At 67.8% G+C, this 22,766-nt stretch carries 19 protein-coding genes; 12 read left to right on the plus strand and 7 right to left on the minus strand.

Annotation, left to right across the window (positions count from 1 at the left end; all coding sequences use genetic code 11):
- Nucleotides 1-60 precede the first annotated feature (60 nt).
- The 3 genes from ACJQWM_RS02505 to prmB form a co-directional block, all read right to left on the minus strand.
- A complete protein-coding gene (locus ACJQWM_RS02505; protein WP_332707678.1) occupies nucleotides 61-1,077 on the minus strand; it encodes an aspartate-semialdehyde dehydrogenase in 1,017 nt (338 codons plus the stop codon).
- 159 nt (nucleotides 1,078-1,236) lie between these two features.
- Nucleotides 1,237-2,337: a chorismate synthase gene (gene aroC / locus ACJQWM_RS02510; protein WP_332707675.1), complete on the minus strand. Its 1,101-nt coding sequence runs from the start codon at nucleotides 2,335-2,337 to the stop codon at nucleotides 1,237-1,239.
- Nucleotides 2,338-2,538: 201 nt separating this feature from the next.
- The gene (prmB, locus tag ACJQWM_RS02515) at nucleotides 2,539-3,462 is read right to left on the minus strand and encodes a 50S ribosomal protein L3 N(5)-glutamine methyltransferase (RefSeq protein WP_411306646.1); all 924 of its coding nucleotides are present in this window, start codon (nucleotides 3,460-3,462) and stop codon (nucleotides 2,539-2,541) included.
- Between the two features lie 142 nt (nucleotides 3,463-3,604).
- Between prmB and ACJQWM_RS02520 the strand changes: the two genes are divergently transcribed.
- A complete protein-coding gene (locus ACJQWM_RS02520) occupies nucleotides 3,605-4,252 on the plus strand; it encodes an SCO family protein (protein WP_332707669.1) in 648 nt (215 codons plus the stop codon).
- Nucleotides 4,249-5,115: an archaetidylserine decarboxylase gene (gene asd, locus ACJQWM_RS02525; protein ID WP_332707665.1), complete on the plus strand. Its 867-nt coding sequence runs from the start codon at nucleotides 4,249-4,251 to the stop codon at nucleotides 5,113-5,115. The genes ACJQWM_RS02520 and asd overlap by 4 nt, the downstream gene beginning before the upstream one ends.
- 91 nt (nucleotides 5,116-5,206) lie before the next feature.
- On the opposite strand, the gene ACJQWM_RS02530 is transcribed toward asd, so the two are convergent.
- Nucleotides 5,207-6,730, minus strand: coding sequence for a transglycosylase SLT domain-containing protein (locus tag ACJQWM_RS02530; RefSeq protein WP_332707662.1), 1,524 nt, complete (start codon nucleotides 6,728-6,730; stop codon nucleotides 5,207-5,209).
- 191 nt (nucleotides 6,731-6,921) lie between these two features.
- Here ACJQWM_RS02530 and greB point away from each other — a divergent pair, with 191 nt between their 5' ends.
- On the plus strand, nucleotides 6,922-7,431 hold the full coding sequence (greB, locus tag ACJQWM_RS02535) for a transcription elongation factor GreB (protein ID WP_332707659.1): 510 nt from the start codon (nucleotides 6,922-6,924) through the stop codon (nucleotides 7,429-7,431).
- Nucleotides 7,432-7,566: 135 nt separating this feature from the next.
- Here greB and rimO read toward each other — a convergent pair whose 3' ends face one another.
- Nucleotides 7,567-8,946: a 30S ribosomal protein S12 methylthiotransferase RimO gene (gene rimO, locus ACJQWM_RS02540; RefSeq protein WP_332707656.1), complete on the minus strand. Its 1,380-nt coding sequence runs from the start codon at nucleotides 8,944-8,946 to the stop codon at nucleotides 7,567-7,569.
- 297 nt (nucleotides 8,947-9,243) lie between these two features.
- On the opposite strand from rimO, the gene ACJQWM_RS02545 reads away from it, so the two are divergent.
- From ACJQWM_RS02545 to ACJQWM_RS02565, 5 genes are all read left to right on the plus strand, one after another.
- Nucleotides 9,244-9,669 (plus strand): HIT domain-containing protein, encoded by a 426-nt coding sequence (locus tag ACJQWM_RS02545; RefSeq protein WP_332707653.1) that lies wholly within the window; start codon nucleotides 9,244-9,246, stop codon nucleotides 9,667-9,669.
- Nucleotides 9,666-10,391 (plus strand): 5-oxoprolinase subunit PxpB, encoded by a 726-nt coding sequence (gene pxpB, locus ACJQWM_RS02550; RefSeq protein ID WP_332707650.1) that lies wholly within the window; start codon nucleotides 9,666-9,668, stop codon nucleotides 10,389-10,391. Before ACJQWM_RS02545 ends, pxpB begins: the two co-directional genes overlap by 4 nt.
- Nucleotides 10,388-11,353, plus strand: a complete 966-nt coding sequence (locus ACJQWM_RS02555) for a 5-oxoprolinase subunit C family protein (protein ID WP_411306647.1) — start codon at nucleotides 10,388-10,390, stop codon at nucleotides 11,351-11,353. Before pxpB ends, ACJQWM_RS02555 begins: the two co-directional genes overlap by 4 nt.
- Nucleotides 11,350-12,144, plus strand: a complete 795-nt coding sequence (locus tag ACJQWM_RS02560) for a 5-oxoprolinase subunit PxpA (RefSeq protein WP_332704815.1) — start codon at nucleotides 11,350-11,352, stop codon at nucleotides 12,142-12,144. The genes ACJQWM_RS02555 and ACJQWM_RS02560 overlap by 4 nt, the downstream gene beginning before the upstream one ends.
- A gap of 116 nt (nucleotides 12,145-12,260) precedes the next feature.
- Nucleotides 12,261-12,560 (plus strand): hypothetical protein, encoded by a 300-nt coding sequence (locus tag ACJQWM_RS02565; protein WP_332704817.1) that lies wholly within the window; start codon nucleotides 12,261-12,263, stop codon nucleotides 12,558-12,560.
- A 141-nt stretch (nucleotides 12,561-12,701) separates the two neighbouring features.
- Here ACJQWM_RS02565 and dcd read toward each other — a convergent pair whose 3' ends face one another.
- Both dcd and apbC read right to left on the minus strand, forming a co-directional pair.
- Nucleotides 12,702-13,277 carry a dCTP deaminase gene (gene dcd / locus ACJQWM_RS02570; RefSeq protein ID WP_332704819.1) on the minus strand — a complete coding sequence of 192 codons (576 nt, stop codon included), beginning with the start codon at nucleotides 13,275-13,277 and terminating at the stop codon, nucleotides 12,702-12,704.
- 190 nt (nucleotides 13,278-13,467) lie between these two features.
- A complete protein-coding gene (gene apbC, locus ACJQWM_RS02575; RefSeq protein WP_332704821.1) occupies nucleotides 13,468-14,328 on the minus strand; it encodes an iron-sulfur cluster carrier protein ApbC in 861 nt (286 codons plus the stop codon).
- Between the two features lie 403 nt (nucleotides 14,329-14,731).
- On the opposite strand from apbC, the gene ACJQWM_RS02580 reads away from it, so the two are divergent.
- The 4 genes from ACJQWM_RS02580 to metG all read left to right on the plus strand — a co-directional run bounded on the left by ACJQWM_RS02580 (nucleotide 14,732) and on the right by metG (nucleotide 22,747).
- The gene (locus ACJQWM_RS02580) at nucleotides 14,732-16,759 is read left to right on the plus strand and encodes an alpha/beta hydrolase family protein (RefSeq protein WP_332704823.1); all 2,028 of its coding nucleotides are present in this window, start codon (nucleotides 14,732-14,734) and stop codon (nucleotides 16,757-16,759) included.
- A 231-nt stretch (nucleotides 16,760-16,990) separates the two neighbouring features.
- Nucleotides 16,991-19,855, plus strand: a complete 2,865-nt coding sequence (locus ACJQWM_RS02585; protein ID WP_411306648.1) for a TonB-dependent receptor domain-containing protein — start codon at nucleotides 16,991-16,993, stop codon at nucleotides 19,853-19,855.
- A gap of 182 nt (nucleotides 19,856-20,037) precedes the next feature.
- Nucleotides 20,038-20,481, plus strand: a complete 444-nt coding sequence (locus tag ACJQWM_RS02590) for a DUF2147 domain-containing protein (protein ID WP_332704827.1) — start codon at nucleotides 20,038-20,040, stop codon at nucleotides 20,479-20,481.
- A gap of 160 nt (nucleotides 20,482-20,641) precedes the next feature.
- Nucleotides 20,642-22,747: a methionine--tRNA ligase gene (metG, locus tag ACJQWM_RS02595; protein WP_332704828.1), complete on the plus strand. Its 2,106-nt coding sequence runs from the start codon at nucleotides 20,642-20,644 to the stop codon at nucleotides 22,745-22,747.
- Nucleotides 22,748-22,766: the final 19 nt, after the last annotated feature.

The raw sequence follows: 22,766 nt of genomic DNA on the forward strand, positions 1-22,766 counted from the left end.
AACCGGAGTCGGGTACCCGCGCGGTACTCCGATCGCGGCTAAAGCCTCCGACAACAGTGGTCAACCCTCGGCGATCACCAGCTCGGCCAATTGCACCGCGTTGAGCGCCGCGCCCTTGCGGATGTTGTCCGACACCACCCACAGCGACAGACCGCGCGGGTGCGAGATGTCCTCGCGGATGCGGCCGACATAGACCGGATCGCGCCCGGAGGCGTGCGTGACCGGCGTCGGGTAGCCGCCATCGGCGTGCTCGTCGACCACCTCCACCCCCGGCGCCTGCTCCAGCAGCGCACGCGCCTGCGCCGCGCCGATCTTCTCGCGGGTCTCCAGGTGCACCGCCTCGGAGTGGCCGTAGAACACCGGCACCCGCACCACGGTCGCGTTCACCCCGATGGCGTCGTCGCCAAGGATCTTGCGCGTCTCCCAGACCAGCTTCATCTCCTCGCTGGTGTAGCCGTTGTCGGTGAACTCGCCGCCGTGCGGGATCACGTTGAACGCGATCTGCACCGGATAGACCTCGGGTTTGGCTTCCTGGAAGCTCAGCATGCCGGCGGTCTGGCGGCCCAGTTCCTCCAGCGCGCGGCGGCCGGTGCCGGAGACCGACTGGTAGGTCGCGACGTTGATGCGCTCGATGCCGGCCTGGCGGTGGATCGGCGCCAGCGCGACCAGCATCTGCATGGTCGAACAGTTGGGATTGGCGATGATCCCGCGCGGGCGGTTGCGCAGGGCCTCGGGGTTCACTTCCGCCACCACCAGCGGGACGTCGTCGTCGTAGCGGAAGGCAGAGGAGTTGTCGATCACCACCGCGCCAGCGGCGGCGAACTTCGGGGCGTACTGCTTCGACACCGAGCCGCCAGCCGAGAACAGCGCAATGTCGATGCCGGCCGGGTCGAACGTGGCGAGGTCCTGCACCACCAGTTGCCGCGCGCCGAAATCGACCTTGCCACCGGCCGAGCGCTCGCTCGCCAGCACGTGCAACCGGCCGATCGGGAACTGCCGCTCGGCGAGGATCTTCAGCAGGGCCTCGCCGACCGCGCCGGTGGCGCCGACGATGGCTACGTTTACGGTCTCGCTCATGGGTTGGATTGTCCCGGTTTGGCTGTACAAAAGCTTTTGACGCGGATCACGCGGATGAACACGGATAAATAAAGAACTATTCCGGTTTGTAGGAGCGGCTTCAGCTGCGATCGAATGCATGGCCGATCGTCCGGTTGCCGATCGCGGCTGAAGCCGCTCCTACGGTTTGTGTGAGGGCACGCGCGGCGTGATGTGGCCGACGTCGCCGCACTGGGCGCGGTGGCGCAGGGCCTGGTCGATCAGCACCAGCGCGACCATAGCCTCGCAGATGGGGGTCGCGCGGATGCCGACGCAGGGATCGTGGCGGCCGGTGGTGACCAGTTCGACGGTGTTGCCGTGGATGTCCAGACTCGCGACCGGCAGGCGCAGGCTCGAGGTCGGTTTGAATGCGACCGAGCAGCGCAGCGGCTGACCGCTGCTGATCCCGCCGAGCACGCCGCCGGCGTGGTTGGATGCGAAGCCGTCGTGGCTCATGTGGTCGCGATGCTCGCTGCCCCTCGAAGCGACCGAGGCGAAGCCATCGCCGATCTCCACTCCCTTGACCGCATTGATGCTCATCAGCGCGCCGGCGAGCTCGCCATCGAGCTTGCCGTAGACCGGTTCGCCCCAGCCCGGCGGCAGCCCGTCGGCGACCACGTCGATGCGCGCGCCGACCGAATCGCCGGACTTGCGCAGCGCGTCCATGTAGTGCTCCAGCGCGGGCACCTGCGCGGCGTGCGGCCAGAAGAACGGATTGCCCTCGACCACGTCCAGGTCGATGCCCTCCGGAGTGATCTCGCCCAGTTGCGACAGGAAACCGCGCACCCGCACGCCGTGGTGGTCGGCCAGCCACTTCTTCGCGATTGCCCCGGCGGCAACGCGCATCGTGGTCTCACGCGCGGACGAGCGTCCGCCGCCACGCGGGTCGCGGATGCCGTACTTGTGCCAGTAGGTGTAGTCGGCGTGGCCGGGGCGGAACTGCTCGGAAATCGCGCCGTAGTCCTTGCTGCGCGCATCGACGTTGCGGATCAGCAGCGCGATCGGGGTGCCGGTGGTGCGGCCCTGGTATACGCCCGAGAGGATCTCCACCTCGTCGGTCTCGTGGCGCGCCGAGGTGTGGCGGGTCTTGCCGGTGGCGCGGCGCTCGAGGTCGTGGCGGAAGTCCTCCGGCGCGAGCGCCAGGCCCGGCGGGCAGCCGTCGATCACGCAGCCGATCGCCGGCCCGTGGCTTTCGCCGAAGGTGGTGACCGCGAAACTCTTGCCGAAGGTGTTGCTCGCCACGATGACTCCCGTAGAGCTTTGGACGCGGATTGACGCGGATGGACGCGGATAGAGCATCAAGCTCGATGGGCCCACCGTCGCCGCCATAGATCCCGGCGACGCTGTCGATCCGCTGTCTCGCGACGCCTTTTTTTATCTGCCTACTTGTCTTTTTCGCCTATCCGCTGTTTTTCGCTCTGATCCGCGTCAAAAGCCATTGCTTCAACGCGCGTCGGCCAGCGCCCCGATTCGTGCCCGATGCTCGACCAGGTCGGCACGCTCTGCCACGAATATCCCCATCTGCCCGACCTTGAACTCGACCCAGGCCAGCGGCAGCTCCGGCAGCAGTTCGACCAGCGCGCGCTCGGCCTCGCCGACCTCGCAGATCAGCATGCCGTGCTCGCTCAGGTGATCGGGCGCGTCGCGCAGGATCTTCAGCGCCAGGTCGAGCCCGTCGTCCCCGGCGCGCAGGCCCAGCTCCGGCTCGTGCGCGTACTCGGGCGGCAGCGCATCGGTCTCGGCGTGGGTGACATACGGCGGGTTGGTCACGATCAGGTCGAACACCTCGCCCTGCAGGTCCTTGAAAAGATCGGACTTGCACAGTTCGACATTGTCGGCGTGCAGGCGCGCCCGGTTCTCGCGGGCCAGTGCCAGCGCGTCGTCGTTGATATCGGCGCCGAGCACCTGCCAATCCGGGTGGTAGTGCGCCGTAGCGATCGCGATGCAGCCCGAGCCGGTGCACAGGTCGAGCACCCGATGGACCTCGCGGCCGCCGAGCCACGGCTCGAACCCCGACTCGATCAGCTCCGCGATCGGCGAGCGCGGCACCAGCGCGCGCGGGTCGCTCTTGAAGCTCAGTCCGGCGAACCAGGCCTCACCGGCCAGGTACGCGGCCGGCACGCGTTCGTTGATGCGGCGCTCGAACAGGGACAGCACCCCTGCCTTCTCGTCCGCGGTGACGCGGGCGGCGCCATACACCGGGCTGAGGTCGTGCGGCATGTGCAGCGCGTGCAGCACCAGTTGGGTGGCTTCGTCGAGCGCGTTGTCGTAACTATGGCCGAAGCTCAGTCCGGCCTCGCCGAAACGGCTGGCGCCGAAACGGATCAGGTCGATGACCGAGACCTGTTCGAATGACACCTGCTCCAACGAGACCTGCCCGGAAGCAATCGAGGCGGAGCGAGCGGCAGGCGGGGCCGAGCCAACAGTCATGGCAGCGCGTTCACGGGAGGGCCGGCGATTATAGCGGTCACCCCGCTATCATGCCGGGTCTCGCTTATTCGGATCGCTCATGTTCAACCGCACCACCGTCATTATCCTGGTCGCCGCGTTGGCGGCCGCGCTCGGGCTGGTCGCCGCGCAGCAGGTGTTCACTCCATCGCCCGCCCCGGCCCCGCCGGACACCCAGGCGGTCCGCATGTTCGAGCCGCCACGCGAGCTGCCGCCGTTCGAACTGCGCCAGTCCGACGGCACGCCCCTGTTGCCCGACGAACTGGAGGGCCACTGGACGCTGGTGTTCCTGGGCTTCACCCATTGCCCCGACATCTGCCCGATGACGCTGGCCGAGCTGGCCAAGGCGCAACGGCAGTGGGAATCGATTCCGGAAGCGCGCCGCCCGCGCGTGCTGTTCATCTCGGTCGACCCCGAACGCGACTCGCCCGCCCGCATCGGCCAGTACGCGCACGCATTCCACCGCGACACCCTGGCCGCGACCGCCGACATCCCGGTACTGCAGGACTTCGCCCGCTCCATCAGCATGGTGTTCGCCAAGGTGCCACCGGCCGAAGGCGCGCCGGCCGATCAGTACTCGGTCGACCACAGCGCGTCGATCGCGTTGCTGGACCCCCGCGGCCGCATGTCGGGCGTGATCCAGGCGCCGTTCGAGCCGCTGGCGATCGCCGCCGACATGGCGTCGCTGACCGAGGCCGCCGCGCCGTGAATCTGGTGACGCGCCTGACCTATGTCCTGCCGCACCGGCTGCTGTCGGGGATGGCGCGTGCGCTGGCGTATTCGGACCGCCCGCGCCTGAAGCAATGGCTGATCGATACCGTCGCGCGACGGTTCGGGGTCGATCTGAGCGAAGCGGCGCAGCCGGATGCGCGCGCCTATCCGACCTTCAATGCGTTCTTCACCCGGGCCCTGCGCCCGGGCGCGCGCATGGTCGATGCCGACCCGCGTGCGTTGCTGATGCCGGCCGACGGGCGCATCAGCCAGTGCGGCCCGATCACGCCGGACGAAGACGGCGCGGGCCGCATCTTCCAGGCCAAGGGGCAGTCGTTCACCGCGGCCGAGCTGCTGGCCGACGCGGACGCGGCCCGGCCGTTCCTGGGCGGGCTGTTCGCCACCGTCTACCTGTCGCCGAAGGACTACCACCGAGTGCACATGCCGTGGACCGGCAGGCTGCGCCAGACCGTGCACGTGCCGGGGCGCTTGTTCAGCGTCGGGCCGGACGCGGTACGTACGGTGCCGCGGCTGTTCGCCCGCAACGAGCGCCTGGTCTGCCACTTCGATACCGATTTCGGTCCGATGGTGGTGGTCATGGTCGGCGCGTTGCTGGTGTCGGGCGTGGAGACGGTCTGGAGCGGCGAGGAGATCCCGGCGTATGGCCGGACGATCACGACCAAGGACTACCGCAGTGAGGACATCAGCCTGGAGCGCTTCGAGGAGATGGCGCGGTTCAACTACGGCTCCACCGTGGTGGTGCTGCTGCCGCCCGGCGTGGCCGAGCTGGTGACCGGCCTGGGTGCCGAGTCGCCGGTCAAGTTGGGCCAGCGCCTGGCGACGCGGCGCGAGGGCTCCTAGTCAACGCAGATGGGGCTGGCTCCGTAGGCTGGGCTGACAGTCGCCCGTCGAGGCTTCAGTGCGCCAACCGCGTTGGGCTTGGCCGCCCATCCTACGGCGTGGCTTGGTTTTCGCAGCCCTTGAGGCTCAACACCTGCCCCTGCCGGATCGGGTAGCGCGGCGGCTTGATGGCGTTGTTTTCCGCCAGGTCACCGGCACTGCACTGGAACCTGCGCGCGATCGAGCTCAGCGTTTCGCCGCGGCGCACCCGGTGTTGGCGCGGCGCGGCGGCAGCAGTGGCAGTCGCCTTGGCGGCGTTCGCCGGCGCTGTCGATCCGGCCCGCACGACCGCCGCGCCGGGATCGCTGTTCACCAGCGTGCGGGCCAGTTCCGCGCGCGGCCCGCGGGTGCACCAGCGATCGTAGAGGCCGGCGATCCTGCGGGTGGCATCGAGCGGGGTTCCCGCCGCGATCACGTCATCGGCGTCGTAGCGCGGGTTGAGGTTGCGCAACACGCGCATGAAGCCGTCGCGGGTGCCGCCGTTGCCGAGGCAGATCGTCAACTGGTAGATCGAACTGGGCTGCTCGAGCGTGATCGAGGCCGGCCTGGGATCGACCTGGGGAAACTCCAGGCCGTACTGCTTGGGGTGCAGGTACAACCAGGCCGCGGCGATCACCATCGGTACGTAATCGCGGGTTTCCGGCGGAAACTGGCGATACACCGATTCGTCCCAGAAATCCTTGCCGCCGCTGGCGCGATGGATGCGACGCGCACGGCCCTCGCCGCCGTTGTAGGCGGCCAGCGACATCTCGATGCTGCCGTCGAGTTCGCGCAGGCGCTCGTTGAGGTAGGCCACGCTCGCCTCGGCCGCGGCGAATGCGTCATAGCGGGTGTCGAAGCCGGTGCCGTCCTCGCCCAGGCCGAAGCGTTTGCCGGTGGCGTACATGAACTGCATCGGCCCGGCCGCGCCGGCGCGCGAGGTCGAGTGCACCCGTCCATTGGACTCCTTGGCCATGATCCCGAACAGCAGCGCCTCGGGCAGCTCGGCGCGCTGGTAGTGCGGCCACATCAGGTGGCGCATGTGCTGGTAGTTCTCGTGGCTGGTCATCAGCGCGCTGCGCATGTCGGTCAGCCAGCGGCGGATCGCTTCCTGCACCGCCGGGTTGTACTGGACCATCCGGTCGAAGTCGTGGCCCTCGTCGGCCAGCAGTGCAGCGGCGCGCGCGGCCTCGGGCACATCGGCGGCCGCGCCCTGCGCGATGACGCTGTGGTCGGGCTCCGCCGCCATCGGGTCGGCCGGCACCGGATCGGCCAACTCGGTGCCGTCCACCGGGCCCTCGGCATCGGCCTGGGCCTTGAGCAACCGCTTGTAGCTGGTCAGCATCGTCGCCAGCGAGCAACCGCGCTGGCGGGCGCAGGCGGTGATGACGTCCTCCATGTCCTCCAGCGCGGCATCACTTTGCGCCTGTCCCTCCGGGTCGGCATTGCCGATCCTGACCACCGCCTCGCGATAGCGGGTCTCGGCGGCCTGCATCCGCTCGACCAGTGCCTCGGCCGCCGCCCGGTCGCGGCGCGTTTGCGCGGCGGCATCGGGCGGCGCGAGCAGCCCGACGAGCGCGATCAGCGGGACCAACATGCGGGAACAACGATCGGCTGCGGGCATGACGAGGCACGTGGGATGGAGCAGGCAGGTTAGCCGCGCGCAGAGAACGGCCGCAAGCGCGACACCGTCACATATCGGCACATACGCGGTGGGATCGAGGTGCCGATTACACTGCGCCATTCCGGCCCCTCCCAATGCGCCGGGCATCCGGAGCCGTCCGATCCATGAGCCGCTGGCGTCCGCCCGTCGCAGCCTCCACCGCGGTCATCACCCGCCCCGGGTTCGAGCGCCTGCGGGCGGAGCTCAACGAGCTCTGGACACAGCGCCGGCCGGAAGTGGTGAGAGCCCTTGCCGCCGCCGCGGCCGAGGGCGACCGCTCGGAGAATGCCGAATACATCTATCGCAAGAAACAGCTCGGCGAAATCGACCGCCGCGTGCGCTATCTCAGCAAGCGGCTGCCCGCGTTGCGAGTGGTCGACACCACCCCGACCGACCCCACGGCGGTGTTCTTTGGCGCCTGGGTGGAACTGGAGGACATCAGCAGCGGCGAATGCCGGCGCCACCGCATCGTCGGGCCCGACGAAACCGACGCACGGCGCGGCTTCATCAGCATCGACTCGCCGCTGGCGCGCGCGCTGCTGAAGAAGCGGGTGGACGACGAGTTCGAGGTTGCGCTGCCGCTCGGGCCGGCGCGATTCTGCGTGCTGGCGGTCGACTATCCGCCGCCGGACTAGGCGGGAGTGCGGCCACTGGTGCGGCGAAGTCGTCGCTCTCTCCGCGCCACTGGAGCGAAGGCAACAGCAAATCCTCCCCAGCCCTCCTTTTCCAAAGGAGGGAGCCGAGTGCATGCGATCAGCGACCTTCCGGGATTACTCCCAGACCACCTCGCCGTAAAGGTCATGTTCGTCGCTGCCGAGGATCTCGACGTCGGCAAACTCGCCGGGCTTCAGGCCCGCGTCGAACCCGTTCTGGATCTGCACCAGGCCGTCGATCTCCGGCGCGTCGGCCATCGACCGCGCAATCGCCAGCTCGCCGTCGATCGCATCGACCAGGCAGCGCTGCACGCTGCCGACCTTGGCCTCGAGCTTGGCGGTGGAAATATCCGCCTGGCGCTGCATAAAGCGCGCGAGGCGCTCCTGTTTGACCTCCTCGGTCACCGGGTCGGGCAGGTCGTTGGCGCGGGCGCCCTCGACCGGCGAATAGGCGAACGCACCGACGCGGTCGAGCTGGGCTTCGTCGAGGAAATCCAGCAGTTCCTCGAACTCGGCCTCGGTCTCGCCCGGGAAGCCGACGATGAAGGTGCTGCGGATCGTGATGTCCGGACAGATCCCGCGCCAGCGCTGGATACGCTCAAGCGTCTTGTCGACCGCACCGGGTCGCTTCATCAGCTTGAGCACGCGCGGACTGGCGTGCTGGAACGGGATGTCCAGGTACGGCAGCAGCTTGCGCATGCCATTGGCACCCGTTTCCGCCATCAGCGGGATGATGTCGTCGACGTGCGGGTACGGATAGACGTAATGCAGCCGCGTCCACAGGCCGAGTTCGGCCAGCCCTTCGCACAGCGCCTTCATGCGCGTCTGGTAGGCCCTGCCGCGCCACTCGCGCTCGGCGTATTTGACGTCCACGCCATAGGCCGAGGTGTCCTGGGAGATCACCAGCAGTTCCTTGACCCCGCCCATCGCGAGTTTTTCCGCCTCGCGCAGGACCTCGTCGACCGGCCGCGAGACCAGGTTGCCGCGCATCGAGGGGATGATGCAGAAGCTGCAGCGGTGGTTGCACCCCTCGGAAATCTTGAGGTAGGCGTAGTGCTTCGGGGTGAGCTTGATGCCGATGTCATCGTCGGCCGCGCGACGCGGGACCAGGTCGAGAAACGGGTCGTGCGTCGGCGGCAGGGCCGCGTGCACCGCATCCATCACGCTGCGGTAGTCCTGCGGGCCGCTGATCGACAGCACGCCGGGGTGGGCGCTGCGGATCACGTCCTCGCGTTTGCCCAGGCAGCCGGTCACGATGACCTTGCCGTTCTCGGCGATGGCCTCGCCGATGGCATCCAGCGACTCGGTCACCGCCGAATCGATGAAGCCGCAGGTGTTGACCACCACCACGTCGGCCGCGTCATAGCTGGGCACGAGGTCGTAGCCCTCGACCTTGAGCTGGGTGAGGATGCGCTCGGAATCTACCAGCGCCTTGGGGCAACCCAGGCTGACGAAACCGACTTTGCCGCGGGTGGGCGGAGCGTTGAGCAGGGACATTGATACGACCGGAAGATTGGCTGGACGGCGCCGACGGACTTTGTGGGCGCGGAGAAGGCCCGGACACGGCGCGGGCGCAGGACGCGGGTGCTAAGCGCGGGTGCTTGAACGCGGTATTCCGGCCCGGACGAACGGGCGCGAATTATAAGCGTCGGCGCTAGAATCGTCTGGAGCTGCGCCTCCAGGCGGTTCAGGAACGGAGCACGCGATGCATCACCGAATCGATCCCGACGCCCCGCACGGCCGCATGCACGGCAGGCAAGCCGGGCCCGGCGGCTGGTCGGCGGCCCTCCTGCGATGAGTGCTGCCGGCCACGACCCATGGCAGTTGCATGCGCAGCTGGCCGGGGACACCCGCCCGGTCGCGCAGTTCGCCCTCAGCGAGCTGCGGCTGATGGACGATGCCAACCACCCGTGGCTGATCCTGGTGCCACGGGTCCGGGACGCGGTCGAACTGCTAGACCTGGACGACGCGCAACAGACCACGCTGATGCGCGAGATCGCACTCGCCAGCCGTGCCTTGCAGACGTTGTTCAAGCCGCACAAGCTCAATGTCGCCGCGCTGGGCAATGTCGTGGCACAGCTGCACGTGCATGTGATCGCGCGATTCCAGACCGACATCGCCTGGCCCCGGCCAGTCTGGGGCGTTGCGGCCGCCCGGCCCTACCCGCCCGAACAGCTGGTGCAGTTGGTCGAGCGCCTGCGTGGCGCGCTGCAGTTGTGAATACACCCACGCCAGATTGCGCAGCGCCCGCGGTCGAGGCGCTTGCCGATGACGCCTGGCTGCTGACGTTCGGCGCCGCCATCGACCCGGCAGTCAACGCTCGCGTCCATGCGCTCGCCGCGCGGCTGCGCGAAGCGCCGGCGCCCTGGCTGCTCGACCTGGTGCCTGCCTACGCGAGTCTCGGGGTGTTTTTCGATCCCCGCCGGGTGGCCGCCGACCAGGCGCTCGACTGCCTGTTGCGCGAGGCCGCGGCGACCGAGGCGCCGGGCAGTAGCGGACCCGCCCGCACCGTCGAGGTCCCGGTCGCCTACGGCGGCGAACTGGGCCCCGACCTGGATCGCGCCGCGGGCGAGCTCGGGCTGACTCCGGCGGCGCTGGTCCAGCGCCACGTCGCCGGGCGCTATCGCGTCGCCATGATCGGCTTCTCACCCGGGTTCCCCTACTTGTCCGGGCTCGACCCGGCGCTCGCACTGCCGCGGCTGGCGACCCCGCGCACACGGGTGCCGGCGGGCAGCGTCGCCATTGGCGGCGCGCAGACCGGCATCTATCCGCGCGAGGGCCCCGGCGGCTGGCGCCTGCTCGGGCGCACCCCGCTGCAACTGTTCGACCCGCAGCGTGAACCACCCGCGGTGCTCGCACCCGGCGACCAGGTGCGGTTGCGCGCGATCGATCCCGACGAATTCGCCCGTCTGGCCGAAACCCCGTGGAACACGGGTCAATGAGCCTGCACGTGCTTTCGCCCGGCCCGCTGACCACGGTCCAGGACCTGGGCCGTACCGGCTGGCGCCATCTCGGCGTCGCCCGTGCCGGCGCGCTGGATCCGGGCGCGGCGATGCTGGCCAACCGGCTGGTCGGCAATCGCATCGATGCCGCGGTGCTGGAATTGACTCTGTCCGGCCCTACCCTGCGCCTTGAGCGGCCGGTGCGGGTCGCGTTGCACGGCGCCCCGGTCGATGCCCGCTTCGAACCCATCGACGGCCCGCGATGCGCGGTGCCTGGCGGTCGGCCGCTGACCCTGCCCGCGGGCGTGCTGCAACTGAAGGCGTTGCGCGATGGCGCGCGCGCGTGGCTCGCGGTCGCCGGCGGCCTCGACGTGCCGCGGGTGCTGGGCAGCCGCAGCACCGACCTGCGCGGCGGCTTCGGCGGCCTGGACGGACGGGCGCTGCGGCAGGGCGACACGCTGGCGTTGCTGGCGGCGCCGAGTCTCGACGTGGCCCGGCCGGAGATCGCCCGCTGGTGGGTCGACCCGCCCACCCGCCGCGCCGGCAGTCCGATCATCCGCTACGTGCCCTCGTCGCATCCGTGCGCGCCGGTGCTGGCGCGCACGCTGTGGCAGGCCAGTCCAGACAGCAATCGGCAGGGCTTGCGGCTGGACGGCGCCTGCGTGCCGGGCGCGGCCCCCGACGCGAACGCCGGCGAGCAGGTATCGGCCGCGGTCGCCCCGGGCACCATCCAGCTGCCCCCCGACGGGCAACCGATCGTGCTGCTGGCGGATGCCCAGACGGTGGGCGGCTACCCGCGCCTGGGCCATGTGATTGCCGTCGACCTGCCGGTGTTGGCGCAGATACGCCCCGGCGAAGCGCTGCGGTTCGCGCCCTGCGATCCCACGACCGCCGGGCAGCTGGCTTGCGAGAGCCGGGCGCGCGCGGCCAGGCTCGAGCTGATGCTCGCGAGCCGGGCATGAACGCGCCGGACCCGCGCGTCCCGCGCATCGACTTCAACTGCGACCTGGGCGAAGGCTGCGGCACCGATGGCGCGATCGTGCCGCTGATCAGCTCAGCCAGCGTCGCCTGCGGCGGCCACGCCGGCGACGAGGCGACGATGCGCGCGACGCTGCGCCTGTGCCGCGAACATGGCGTGGCGGTCGGTGCGCATCCCGGTTATGTCGACCGTGAACATTTCGGGCGTCGCGAACTGGCACTGCCGGCGCAGGCGGTGAGCGACCTGGTCATCGGGCAACTCGGACGCCTGCAGGCGATCGCGCGCGATGAAGGCGTGCGGCTCTCCCACGTCAAACCCCACGGCGCGCTGTACAACCTGGGCGCCCGCGACCGGCCCACGGCCGAGGCAATCGCCGCTGCAGTGGCCGCGTTCGACCGATCGCTGGTGCTGTTCGGGCTATCGGGCTCGCAGCTCACTGCCGCCGGTGAGGCCGCCGGACTGCGTGTCGCACACGAAGTGTTCGCCGAACGCGGCTACGCCGCCGACGGCCGGCTGCTGCCTCGCGCCGCGCCGGGGGCAGTGCTGGCCACGGTGGACGCCGCGATCGCGCAGGCCCGCGCTCTGACCAACTGCGGCGAAGTGCGCACCGGCGACGGTACCTTGCTGAAGCTGCGCGCCGACACCCTATGCCTGCACGGTGACCGCCCCGACGCCGCCGCGTTCGCCCTGGCCGTGCGCCGCGCACTCGAAGCCGACGGCGTCACCATCGGCGCCTTGACCGATGCCAGCCCGGAGCCACCGCAACAAACGTAGGCTGGGCTGACAAGCCCAGCTTCTCCGGCCCCCTGCGCCAGCACGTTCAGTCCGGCGCCAGCCATCGCGCCGGAGAATCACCCGCCCCCCCTCGTCCGCCCCACCTGGAGAGATACATGCGCCCATTGCTGTTTGCCGCGTTGCTCGCGGCTGTGACCTGCACCGCCGTGCCCGCGCACGCCGGACTGTTCGATCGCAACCCCGAGAAGCTCGCCGAAGAGGCACAAAGTGCGGGTCTCGGCGCAGTCAGCATCTGGATCGACGTGAGCTGGGGCTTCCGCACCCAGGGCGCGGCCAATCACCTCAACAAGGCGCACCAGGCGTTCGCCGACCGCGGCTACAAGGTGCTTAGCGTCGAGCCGTATATCGAGAACGGCGACCTCGAGGGCTTCTTCGTGACCTATCAGAAGCCATAGCGCGGGAATGGGGAACAGGGAACAGGGAACAGGGAACAGGGAACAGGGAATGGCAGGGCGCGAAGGGCCGGGCTTTGCACAGGTTTCAGGAAGTGATGCCGGGCTTGGCTGGATTTTTCAGCAGGAGCACCGCCATTCTCATCAAGTCCTTGGCAACGTCACCCCGCGCTGCCCCTGGTACTTGCCGCCGCGGTCCTTGTAGGAGGTTTCGCAGACATCGTCTGCAGCAGCCTGGAAGAACAGCATCTGCGCGACGCCTTCATTGGCGTAGATGCGTGCCGGCAGCGGGGTGGTGTTGCTGAACTCCAGGGTGACGTGGCCTTCCCACTCCGGCTCCAGCGGAGTCACGTTGACGATGATCCCGCAGCGGGCATAGGTGCTCTTGCCCAGGCACACCACCAGGGTGTCGCGCGGAATCCGGAAACACTCGACCGTGCGCGCCAGCGCGAACGAGTTCGGCGGAATGATGCAGACGTCGGCGTCGACATCGACAAAGCTGCCCGGATCGAAATGCTTGGGGTCGACGATGGTCGAATTGATGTTGGTGAAGATCTTGAACTCGCGCGAGCAACGCACGTCGTAGCCGTAGCTCGAGGTGCCGTAGCTGACGATGCGCTCACCGTCGGCACCCAGCTTGACCTGGCCTGGCTCGAACGGCTCGATCATGCCGTGCTGCTCGGCCATGCGACGGATCCAGCGGTCGGACTTGATGCTCATTCGGTAGTTCCGGGCGGCGACGGGGCGCATTGTAAGGCAGAGCGCGGGCTCCGCGAAGGACGCAAAGTAGCTGGGCTGATAAGCCCGGCACCCACGTCCGACACCAAGCTCGTAGTGCCGAGCTTGCTCGGCAACGCAACCATCATGGAGCCGGCTGCCGGCGGCAGAGCGCAGCCGAGCAAGCTCGGCTCTACAAGAGCGACGCCGAAATCGACGGCTTCACCCGCGGCCGCTGCGCAAGCACGCTCGCCAGCGCCCGCGCCGTGCGGCGATAAGCCTGGGCCGCGGCCGAATCGGGGGCGGCGACCACCACCGGCACGCCGGCATCGCCCTGCTCCCGGATCGCCAGTTCCAGCGGCAGGCTGCCGAGCAGAGGCACGCCGTACTGCGCCGCCATCCGCGTGCCGCCGCCCTCGCCAAAGACGTGCTCGGCATGGCCGCAGTTCGAGCACACGTGCACCGCCATGTTCTCGACCAGACCCAGCACCGGCACCTGGACCTTCTCGAACATCTTCAGCGCCTTCTTGGCATCCAGCGTGGCGACGTCCTGCGGCGTGGTCACGATCACCGCCCCCGCCACCGGGATCTTCTGCGCCAGGGTCAGCTGGATGTCGCCGGTGCCGGGCGGCAGGTCGACGATCAGGTAATCGAGTCCTTCCCCGTCCGACCCGCCCCAACGGGTCTCGTTGAGCAACTGGGTGAGCGCGGAGGTCGCCATCGGACCGCGCCAGATCATCGGCGTGTCCTGCTCGACCAGCAGCCCGATCGACATCGCCTCGATCCCATGCGCGCGCATCGGTTCGATCGTCTTGCCGTCGGGACTGTCGGGCCGGCCGGTCAGGCCGAGCATCATCGGCACACTGGGCCCGTAGACATCGGCATCGAGCACGCCTACGCGGGCGCCGTCGGCGGACAGCGCCAGCGCCAGATTGACCGCCGTGGTCGACTTGCCCACCCCGCCCTTGCCGGACCCGATCGCGATGATGTTGCGCACGTTCGGCAAAGGAGACAGGTGCGGCTGCACCGCGTGCGCTGCGATACGGGTTTGCATCAGTGTCCTTCCAACTTCGGGGTGGCAGACGGCCAGTCGCAATTGTACCGGCCAGTCGTACCCTCAAGGCGGCCCTGTAGGAGCGCCCCATGGGCGCGATCGCCCTACTACGTGGCTCAGGCGCGGGCGTGGCCCGCTCCTACAGCCGCGCCCAGGCGAATGACGTCCGGCCCATGGGCGCGATCGCCTTACTACGTGTGGCTCGGTCGCGGCATGGCCCGCTCCTACAAACGGCGCCCGAGAGAATGACGCCCACACATCCGCTTAGGTACATGACCGCGGTCGTTTTAAATCGCGCACGCCGTCGGCCATACTCCGTCACGGGGAAATGCTTCCTGAATGGCAAACCGCACGGGCCTTGCGTCCGCCCTCGACTACTGTCCAGCAAAAAAGGATTTTCGATATGTCCCGACGCTTCGCCCGGCTCCAGTTGCTTCCGCTTGCCCTGTCGCTGCTCGCAGGCCACGCCGCGGCCCGGCAACCGATTCCGATCGACTCCTTCGCACGCGTGCCGGAAATCCAGTCCGTGTCCATGAGCGCGGACGGACGCAACCTGGTTGCGATCGTTGCCGCCCCCGGCTCGGACCACCGGGAAACCGCATTGGCGACCTGGAACCTCGACGACCCGAAGGCCGGCGCAACGATCACCCCGTCCGGCGACCGCATGAAATTCATCGGCGCGAGCGCGATGAAGGCCGATCGCGTGCTGGTGCTCGGCAGGCAGGAGTGGACCGGGCGCCTCGCCGGGTGCGGCGAGGGCAAGACCTCCGGCGCGACCAGGACGTTCGTGTCGAAGGTCTATCTCACCGACACCTCGCACGATGGCTTCGACGAGGCGTTCGCCGACAAGACGCGGCGCATCGGAGTCAGCGAGGAGCTGCAGCGATGCCTGGAAATCGCCGGCACCGCCAGCCTGGTCAGCACGCTGCCGCTCGACCCCGACAACGTGATCGTCAACCAGCTCAACGAGATCACCCTGAGCGGCAGCTATCACCTCTATAACCTGCGCACGAACGAGACGGAGCTTCTGTTCCGTGCCAACGGGCGTACCTCGCCGGGACTGTTCGACCCGCGCACCGGCAAGGTGCTCACCCGCGTCGAACTGGAGTCCGTCGGCGGCAGCGAGTACGAGCAGCGCATCTCGATCCTCGACGAGGAGACCGGCGAGTTCGAACTCCACGACAAGCTGTCCAACCGGCTGACCGAACGCCATTCGGTCGGGATCGTCGGACGCGACGAAGCCACCGGCAAATACTACGTGCTCACCGATCTGTTCGCGGACCAGACGCAGGCGTGGATGTACGACCCGGCCAAGCGGGAATTCGATTCCGAGCCGCTGCTGGCGCATCCGCAGTTTTCGATCGGCAGCCTGATCTTCGGATCGCAACCGAGCGACTTCAATCGTGTCCTGGGATTCACTGTCGGCGACATGCAGCGCACGGCCGTGTACGTCGACCCTGAGATGCGCGCCATCCACGACGGCATCAAGGCGGCGTTCCCCGATCAGAGCGTCTCCATTGGCGGATACAACGACGATCGATCGCGCGTGCTGTTCACCACGCACAGCGCGCAGCACCCGCCGGCCTACCACCTGCTTCTGGACCGCAAGCGCGTGCAGACGCTGGGCAGCCAGCGTCCGTGGATCGAGGCCGGGGACATCGGCGAACAACGCTGGGTGAGCTATCGCGCACGCGACGGCATGCAGATTCCCGCGATCCTGGACCTTCCGGCCGGCTGGACCCCGAAGGACGGTCCGCTGCCGACGGTCATCCACCCGCACGGCGGCCCCTGGGCTCGCGATTACGGTGGCTGGGACATGTCGGGCTGGGTGCCGTTCCTGACCTCTCGCGGTTACGCGGTGCTGCGCCCGCAGTACCGCGGCTCCGCCGGCCTGGGCCGCGAGCTGTGGCTTGCCGGCGACTCGCAATGGGGCAAGGCGATGCAGGACGACAAGGACGACGGCGCGGCGTGGCTGGTCGAGCAGGGCATTGCCGATCGCGACCGCCTGGCAATCTTCGGTTACTCCTACGGCGGCTTCGCGGCCGCGGCCGCGGCAGTGCGCCCCGACAGCCCTTACCAGTGTGCGATCTCCGGTGCGCCGGTTACTGATCTGGGCCGGCTTGGGACGAGCTGGAGCGAGGACCGGCTCCAGCGCATCCTGCAGGGGCGCACCGTCACGGGCATGGACCCGATGCGTAATGCCGACAAGGCCTCGCTTCCGATCCTGCTGTACGTCGGCGACCGCGACGTCCGCACGCCGGCGTTCCACGCGCGCGACTTCTACGAGGCCGCGCGCAGTCGCACGACGGCGAAGTTCGAGCTGATCCCCGACATGCCGCACAGCATGCCGTGGTACTACCGGCACCATCAGAAGACGCTGGGCCTGATCGAGCACTACCTTGCCGAGGAGTGCGGGCCGGAAGGGCTCTGATCCAGCCGCCGATGCAGGTGTCCAGCCGCCCGCGGCTTGGCCAGAGCTCAGGCCCGGGAGCGGCTTGCAACCACCTCTCACGCCATGTATACATTCATCGGTCTTTAACGATGCTTTAACGCAGTCATCACCCAGGGGAAACAAGCAATGCAGATGCGCAACACAACACGCGGGCCCAAGCTCCTGCCGCTGGCAGTCGCCGTGCTCGCAGGCCTACACAGCGTCGCAGCCGTGGCCCAGTCCGAGACCGACGCGCAGCAGGAGCAGACTCAGCAGCAGGAGGAGGCGCAGCAACAGGCGCAGGCCCCGCAGGAGGACGTGGTCGTCGAGCTAGACCGCCTGACCGTCACCGGCTCGCTCCTGCGCCGGGTCGAGTACGACTCCGTCTCGCCTGTCCAGGTCATCACCGCGGACACCAACATCGCCCTCGGCCAGGTCGAAGCCGCCGAGTTCCTGCAGAGCTCGAGCATTGCCGCGGGCTCCACCCAGATCAACAACCAGTTCAGCGGCTTCGTCATCGAGGGCGGCGCGGGCGTGCAGACCGTTTCCTTGCGCGGTCTCGGTGCGCAGCGCTCGCTGGTCCTGCTGAACGGCCAGCGCCCGGGGCCGGCCGGCACCCGCGGCCAGGTCGGCGCATTCGACCTCAACGTCATCCCGACCTCGATCATCCAGCGCGTCGAGCTGCTGAAGGACGGCAGCTCCTCGATCTACGGCTCGGACGCGGTGGCCGGCGTGGCCAACGTCATCACCCGCAAAAACATCGATCGTCCCGAGATCACCGTCAATGCCCGCGCGCCGTTCGACGGCGGTGGTGAAACCTTCACCGTCTCCGGCGCGACCGGCTGGAACTTCGACCGCGGCGCCATCACGCTGGCGGCCGAGTGGTTCAAGCGCGAGCCGCTGAAGGTCGGTGATCGCGACTTCTTCCAGTGTTCCGAGGGCCTGTTCACCGATGCGGAAGGCAACCGCATCGACCGCGAGGACCGTTCGATCCTCGCCGGCACCGAACTCGCCGGCTGCAGCAACCTGTATGCGAATACGGTGATCGACGCCCTGACCGGCGCCCGCTATATCCCGTCGCCGGACGGCACGACCGTGGGCCTGATCCCGGGCTACCGCCCTCGCCGGAATGAGACCTACATCGGTCCCGGCGGACAGGCCTTCTACGAGGACGTGCTGAACTTCGATTTCTACGGCGACCAGTACATCAGCAATGAACTGGAGCGTTTCAGCATCTACTCCGGCGCCGAATTCGCGTTCGGCAGCGTCAACTGGAATGGCGAGGTGCTGCTCAACCGCCGTGAGAACGAGTCCAGGCGCTTCCGTCAGTTCTTCCCGCTGGTGGGTGGCTCAACCTCTCGCATTCCGTTCTTCAGCTACGCCAACGACCCCGACTACGCCGCTGCGGTTCCGTCGGGTCTGGCCCAGCCGGTGATACCGTTCCGCTCCAACGGCAACGAGTCGGTCGATTACTACTACGTGTCCACCGGTCTGGACGGCCTGGTCACCTGGACCGACACGTGGGCCTGGCAGGTCGATACCGGCTATTCGCGCTCGGACGGCGACTACTCCAGCCTCGGTATCGTCGCCTCGCGTTCGGGCGATGTCCGCTTCGACGACAGCGCCCCGGTGATCGACTACTTCGACCCCGCCGTACTGAACGGCGATCGTATGGACGAGCTGGAAGCGCAGATCGGCCAGTGGCATACCGGAAACACCGTCTATGACCAGTTGACGTTCAGGAGCTTCGCCACCGGTGAGCTGTTCGACCTGCCGGCCGGCGCGGTGGCTGCCGCGGTCGGCGTGGAGTACCGCGACTACAGCATCGACGACCAGCCCAGCGATCTGTCCAGGACCGGCGACCTGTGGGGCCAGTCCTCGGCCCAGGTCACCAAGGGCGAAGACAGCGTCAAGGAACTCTTCGCGGAGTTGGAAGTGCCGCTTATCAGTGGCGTGCCTGGCTTCGAGGAGCTCAAGGCGAATGTGTCCGGACGTACCTTTGAGTACGACTCCATCGAGGGCAGCGACAGCATCTGGAAGTTCGGCATGAGCTGGCAGATGACGCCGTCGCTCCGTGTACGCGGCACCCGCGGCACTTCGTTTCGCGCTCCGGGGCTGTACGAGCTGTATCTGGGCAACCAGACCGGCTTCGTCAGCCAGCTGGCCATCGACCCCTGCATCGACTGGGGACAACGCGACAACGAGTTCCTCCGCGCGAATTGCGCTGCTGCCGGCATTCCGGCCGACTTCGCAGGCGGTAGCTCGTCGGCCACGATCGTATCCGGCGGCGGCGCCGGCGTGCTGAGACCGGAAAGCTCGCTGGCCGAAACGGTCGGCGTCGTGTTCACGCCGGAGTTCGCCGACTTCAGCGTGGCGCTGGACTACTGGTCCTACGACATCAGCGACACGATCTCGCAACTCGGTGGCGGCGCCATCCTGGGCGGCTGCTACGGCGCACCGGTGTTCCCCAACGCGTTCTGCAACCTGTTCGACCGCAACCCGGCCGACCACCCGACGGCGCCGCACGCGATCACCCTGGTCCGCGACTCGTATCTCAATGTGAACAAGCTGAAGACTCGCGGCTACGATCTGCTGTTCCGTTACGAGCGGGATTTCGGGGCAGGCAACCTGGAGGTCGAGGGCAACTTCACCTACGTGATGGAGGATTTCGAGCAGTTCTTCGACTCCTCGCAGGCCAGCGGCTTCGACAACGACGACCGCAATGGTTCCATCAGCCGTCCGAAGGTCGTCGGCAATCTCCGCACCGCTTTCGAGCGCAACGATTGGACCTTGAACTGGTTCATGGACTACGTCCACGGCACCAACAGTCTGAACCAGTCGCCGAACACCAGCTACTTCGGGTTCCAGAACGCAAGGCGTGATGTGACTGCCGATCGCGTGGTGTATCACGGTGCCTCGGTGTTCTATGACCAGCCCAACTGGTCGGTCCTGGTTGGTGTCCGCAACATCTTCGACACCGCGCCACCGCAGGTTTCCAGCGGCGTGGCCACCCGTTACGGCAACACCCCGGCCTTCGCCACGCAGTACGACTGGCTCGGCCGGACCGGCTATGTGCAATTCCGGTACAAGTTCTGATGTCCTGATCTAGCAATTGCCACGAAGAAGAGGCGACGCTTGCGTCGCCTCTTTTTTTGCCGAATCCATGGCAGGAGTACTGCCCTGCCCAGCCATCCCTCGATATCCAGTCGATGCGATATAAAGGGCCTGGGCCGGGCAGCCGCGCCCGGATGCGCTTGCCGAAACCCTGGGAGGGGACCATGCGTAACAAGCTACTTGCCGTGCTGCTCACCGTCCCGCTGCTGGGCGTTTCCACCGGGGTGCTCGCGCAGTCGCCGGTCGGCACCTGGACCACCATCGACGACGAGACCGGCCGGCCCAAGTCTGTGGTGGAAATCTACCGAGCGGGCGACGGCAGCCTGGCCGGGCGGGTCAACGAGGTGCTGCAGTCCGAGCAAGGCCCGGATCCGGTCTGCGACCAGTGCCCGGGCGAGCGCAGGGACCAGCCGGTCGAGGGCATGGAGATCCTGTGGGGCATCAGCCGCAATGGCGAGGTGTGGGACGGCGGCAAGATCCTCGACCCGGCCAGCGGCAAAATCTACTCGGTCAGGCTCAAGCCGATCGAGGCCGGCAGCAAGCTGGAGGTTCGCGGCTTCATCGGATTCTCGCTGCTGGGGCGCACCCAGACCTGGGTTCGACAGTAGCCGGGCACCGCACCAGGACACGCCTGCCAAGCCCGGCCACGCCGGGCTTTTTTGTGTCTTTGCGCAGGTCAACAAGTCGCCGCAGCATCCGCAGACGCACGGCGGGAGCGCGGTCATGCGCATGCGATAATCGCGCCTCTTTCATCCAGCCGATCGTCCCATGCCCCGCGAGTTCGTCGTCACCTGCGCCCTGCCCTACGCCAACGGCCCGCTGCACCTGGGCCACCTGGTCGGCTACATCCAGGGCGACATCTGGTCGCGCGCGCAGCGCTTGGCCGGCCACACCGCGCATTTTGTCTGCGCCGATGACACCCACGGCACCCCGATCATGCTTGCCGCGGAAAAGGCCGGCACCACGCCGGAAGCCTTCATCGCCCAGGTCCAGGCCGGTCACGAGCGCGACTTCGCCGATTTCGGCGTGGCCTTCGACCACTACGACTCCACCCACTCGCCGCGTAACCGCGCGCTGACCGAGGCGATCTACGCCAAGCTCGACAACAACGGCCACATCAAGCGCCGCTCGGTCGCGCAGCTGTTCGATCCGGCCAAGGGCATGTTCCTGCCCGACCGCTACGTCAAGGGCATCTGCCCCAATTGCGGCACCCCCGACCAGTACGGCGACAACTGCGAGCATTGCGGCGCGACCTACGCACCGACCGAGCTCAAGCAGCCACGCTCGGTGATCAGCGGCGCCGCGCCCGAGCTGCGCGAGTCGGAGCACTTCTTTTTCGAGGTCGGCGGCTTCGCGGCCTTCCTGCGCGAGTGGCTGGCCGGCGATGTCGCCGCGCCTGGCGTCAAGGCCAAGCTGTGCGAATGGCTGGATGCCGAGGGCGGCCTGCGCGCCTGGGACATCTCGCGCGACGAGCCGTACTTCGGCTTCGAGATCCCGGGCCACCCGGGCAAGTACCTGTATGTCTGGATCGACGCGCCGATCGGCTACCTCAGCAGCTTCCAGGCGCTGTGCGAACGCGAAGGTCTGGATTTCTTCTCCTATCTCGCACGCGACAGCCAGGCCGAGCTGCACCACTTCATCGGCAAGGACATCGTCAACTTCCACGGCCTGTTCTGGCCGGCGGTACTGCACGGCGCCGGCTTCCGTGCGCCGACCCGGCTGCATGTCAACGGTTACCTGACGGTCGACGGCGCCAAGATGTCCAAGTCGCGCGGCACTTTCATCATGGCGCGCAGCTACCTCGATGCCGGGCTCGATCCCGAGGCGCTGCGTTATTACTACGCCGCCAAGACCTCCGGCGGCGTCGACGACCTCGACCTGAACCTGGCCGACTTCGTCGCGAGGGTGAATTCGGACCTGGTCGGCAAGTTCGTCAATCTTGCCAGCCGCTGCGCCGGCTTCATCGGCAAGCGCTTCGACGGCTGCCTCGCGGACGCGCTGCCGGACCAGGCGATGTACGCGCGTTTCGTCGCCCAGCTCGCACCGATCGCGCAGGCCTACGCCCGCAATGAAGCCGCCGTCGCGCTGCGCCTGACCATGGCGCTGGCCGATGAAGCCAACCGTTACATCGACGACCGCAAGCCATGGGTGCTGGGCAAGCAGGACGGCGCCGAGGCCGAGTTGCACGCGGTGTGCACCCAGGGGCTGAACCTGTTTCGGGTGCTGGCCGCCGCGCTCAAACCGGTGCTGCCGCGGGTGTCCTCGCAGGCCGAGGCATTCCTCGCCGCGCCGGTGTCGGTCTGGAGCGACCTGGATGCGCCGCTGCTGTCGCATCGCATCGCCGCCTACACGCCCCTGTTCACCCGAATCGATCCGAAGCAGATCCAGGCCATGACCGAAGCCAGCAAGGAATCCATGAAGCCGACCGAAGCAGATGTCCTTGTAGGAGCGGCTTCAGCCGCGAAGCCAGAGGCAACGGACATCGGGAAAAAGCCCGCGGCTGAAGCCGCTCCTGCAAAAGCGGGTACGAAGGAGAACACCGGCGTCATCGGCATCGACGATTTCGCCAAACTCGACCTGCGCATCGCCAGAGTGGCGCTGTGCGAGTTAGTCGAAGGCTCCGACAAGCTGCTGCGCTTCGAACTGGATGCTGGCGAGCTTGGCCGGCGGCAGATTTTCTCCGGGGTTCGCGCCGCATACGGCGAGCCGGAGAAACTGGTCGGCCGCAATGTGGTGTTCATCGCCAACCTGGCACCGCGCAAGATGCGCTTCGGGATCAGCGAAGGCATGATTTTGTCGGCCGGTTTCGATGGCGGCGGGGTGTTTTTGCTCGATGTCGATGCCGGCGCCGAGCCGGGTATGCCGGTGCGTTGAAATGAGAAGCGAGTGAATA

The sequence above is a fragment of the Novilysobacter longmucuonensis genome (assembly GCF_046600735.1).
Lineage (GTDB): Bacteria > Pseudomonadota > Gammaproteobacteria > Xanthomonadales > Xanthomonadaceae > Novilysobacter_A > Novilysobacter_A longmucuonensis.

Bases quoted from the DNA above. Each gene is read 5' to 3' on its own strand.
- ACJQWM_RS02555 (WP_411306647.1), top strand. From the start codon at position 10,388: ATGAGCCTGCACGTGCTTTCGCCCGGCCCGCTGACCACGGTCCAGGAC.
- dcd (WP_332704819.1), bottom strand. From the start codon at position 13,277: ATGAGCATCAAGTCCGACCGCTGGATCCGTCGCATGGCCGAGCAGCAC.
- rimO (WP_332707656.1), bottom strand. From the start codon at position 8,946: ATGTCCCTGCTCAACGCTCCGCCCACCCGCGGCAAAGTCGGTTTCGTC.
- ACJQWM_RS02565 (WP_332704817.1), top strand. From the start codon at position 12,261: ATGCGCCCATTGCTGTTTGCCGCGTTGCTCGCGGCTGTGACCTGCACC.
- ACJQWM_RS02530 (WP_332707662.1), bottom strand. From the start codon at position 6,730: ATGTTGGTCCCGCTGATCGCGCTCGTCGGGCTGCTCGCGCCGCCCGAT.
- ACJQWM_RS02505 (WP_332707678.1), bottom strand. From the start codon at position 1,077: ATGAGCGAGACCGTAAACGTAGCCATCGTCGGCGCCACCGGCGCGGTC.
- ACJQWM_RS02580 (WP_332704823.1), top strand. From the start codon at position 14,732: ATGTCCCGACGCTTCGCCCGGCTCCAGTTGCTTCCGCTTGCCCTGTCG.
- ACJQWM_RS02545 (WP_332707653.1), top strand. From the start codon at position 9,244: ATGAGTGCTGCCGGCCACGACCCATGGCAGTTGCATGCGCAGCTGGCC.
- ACJQWM_RS02520 (WP_332707669.1), top strand. From the start codon at position 3,605: ATGTTCAACCGCACCACCGTCATTATCCTGGTCGCCGCGTTGGCGGCC.
- ACJQWM_RS02590 (WP_332704827.1), top strand. From the start codon at position 20,038: ATGCGTAACAAGCTACTTGCCGTGCTGCTCACCGTCCCGCTGCTGGGC.
- greB (WP_332707659.1), top strand. From the start codon at position 6,922: ATGAGCCGCTGGCGTCCGCCCGTCGCAGCCTCCACCGCGGTCATCACC.
- ACJQWM_RS02560 (WP_332704815.1), top strand. From the start codon at position 11,350: ATGAACGCGCCGGACCCGCGCGTCCCGCGCATCGACTTCAACTGCGAC.
- apbC (WP_332704821.1), bottom strand. From the start codon at position 14,328: ATGCAAACCCGTATCGCAGCGCACGCGGTGCAGCCGCACCTGTCTCCT.
- metG (WP_332704828.1), top strand. From the start codon at position 20,642: ATGCCCCGCGAGTTCGTCGTCACCTGCGCCCTGCCCTACGCCAACGGC.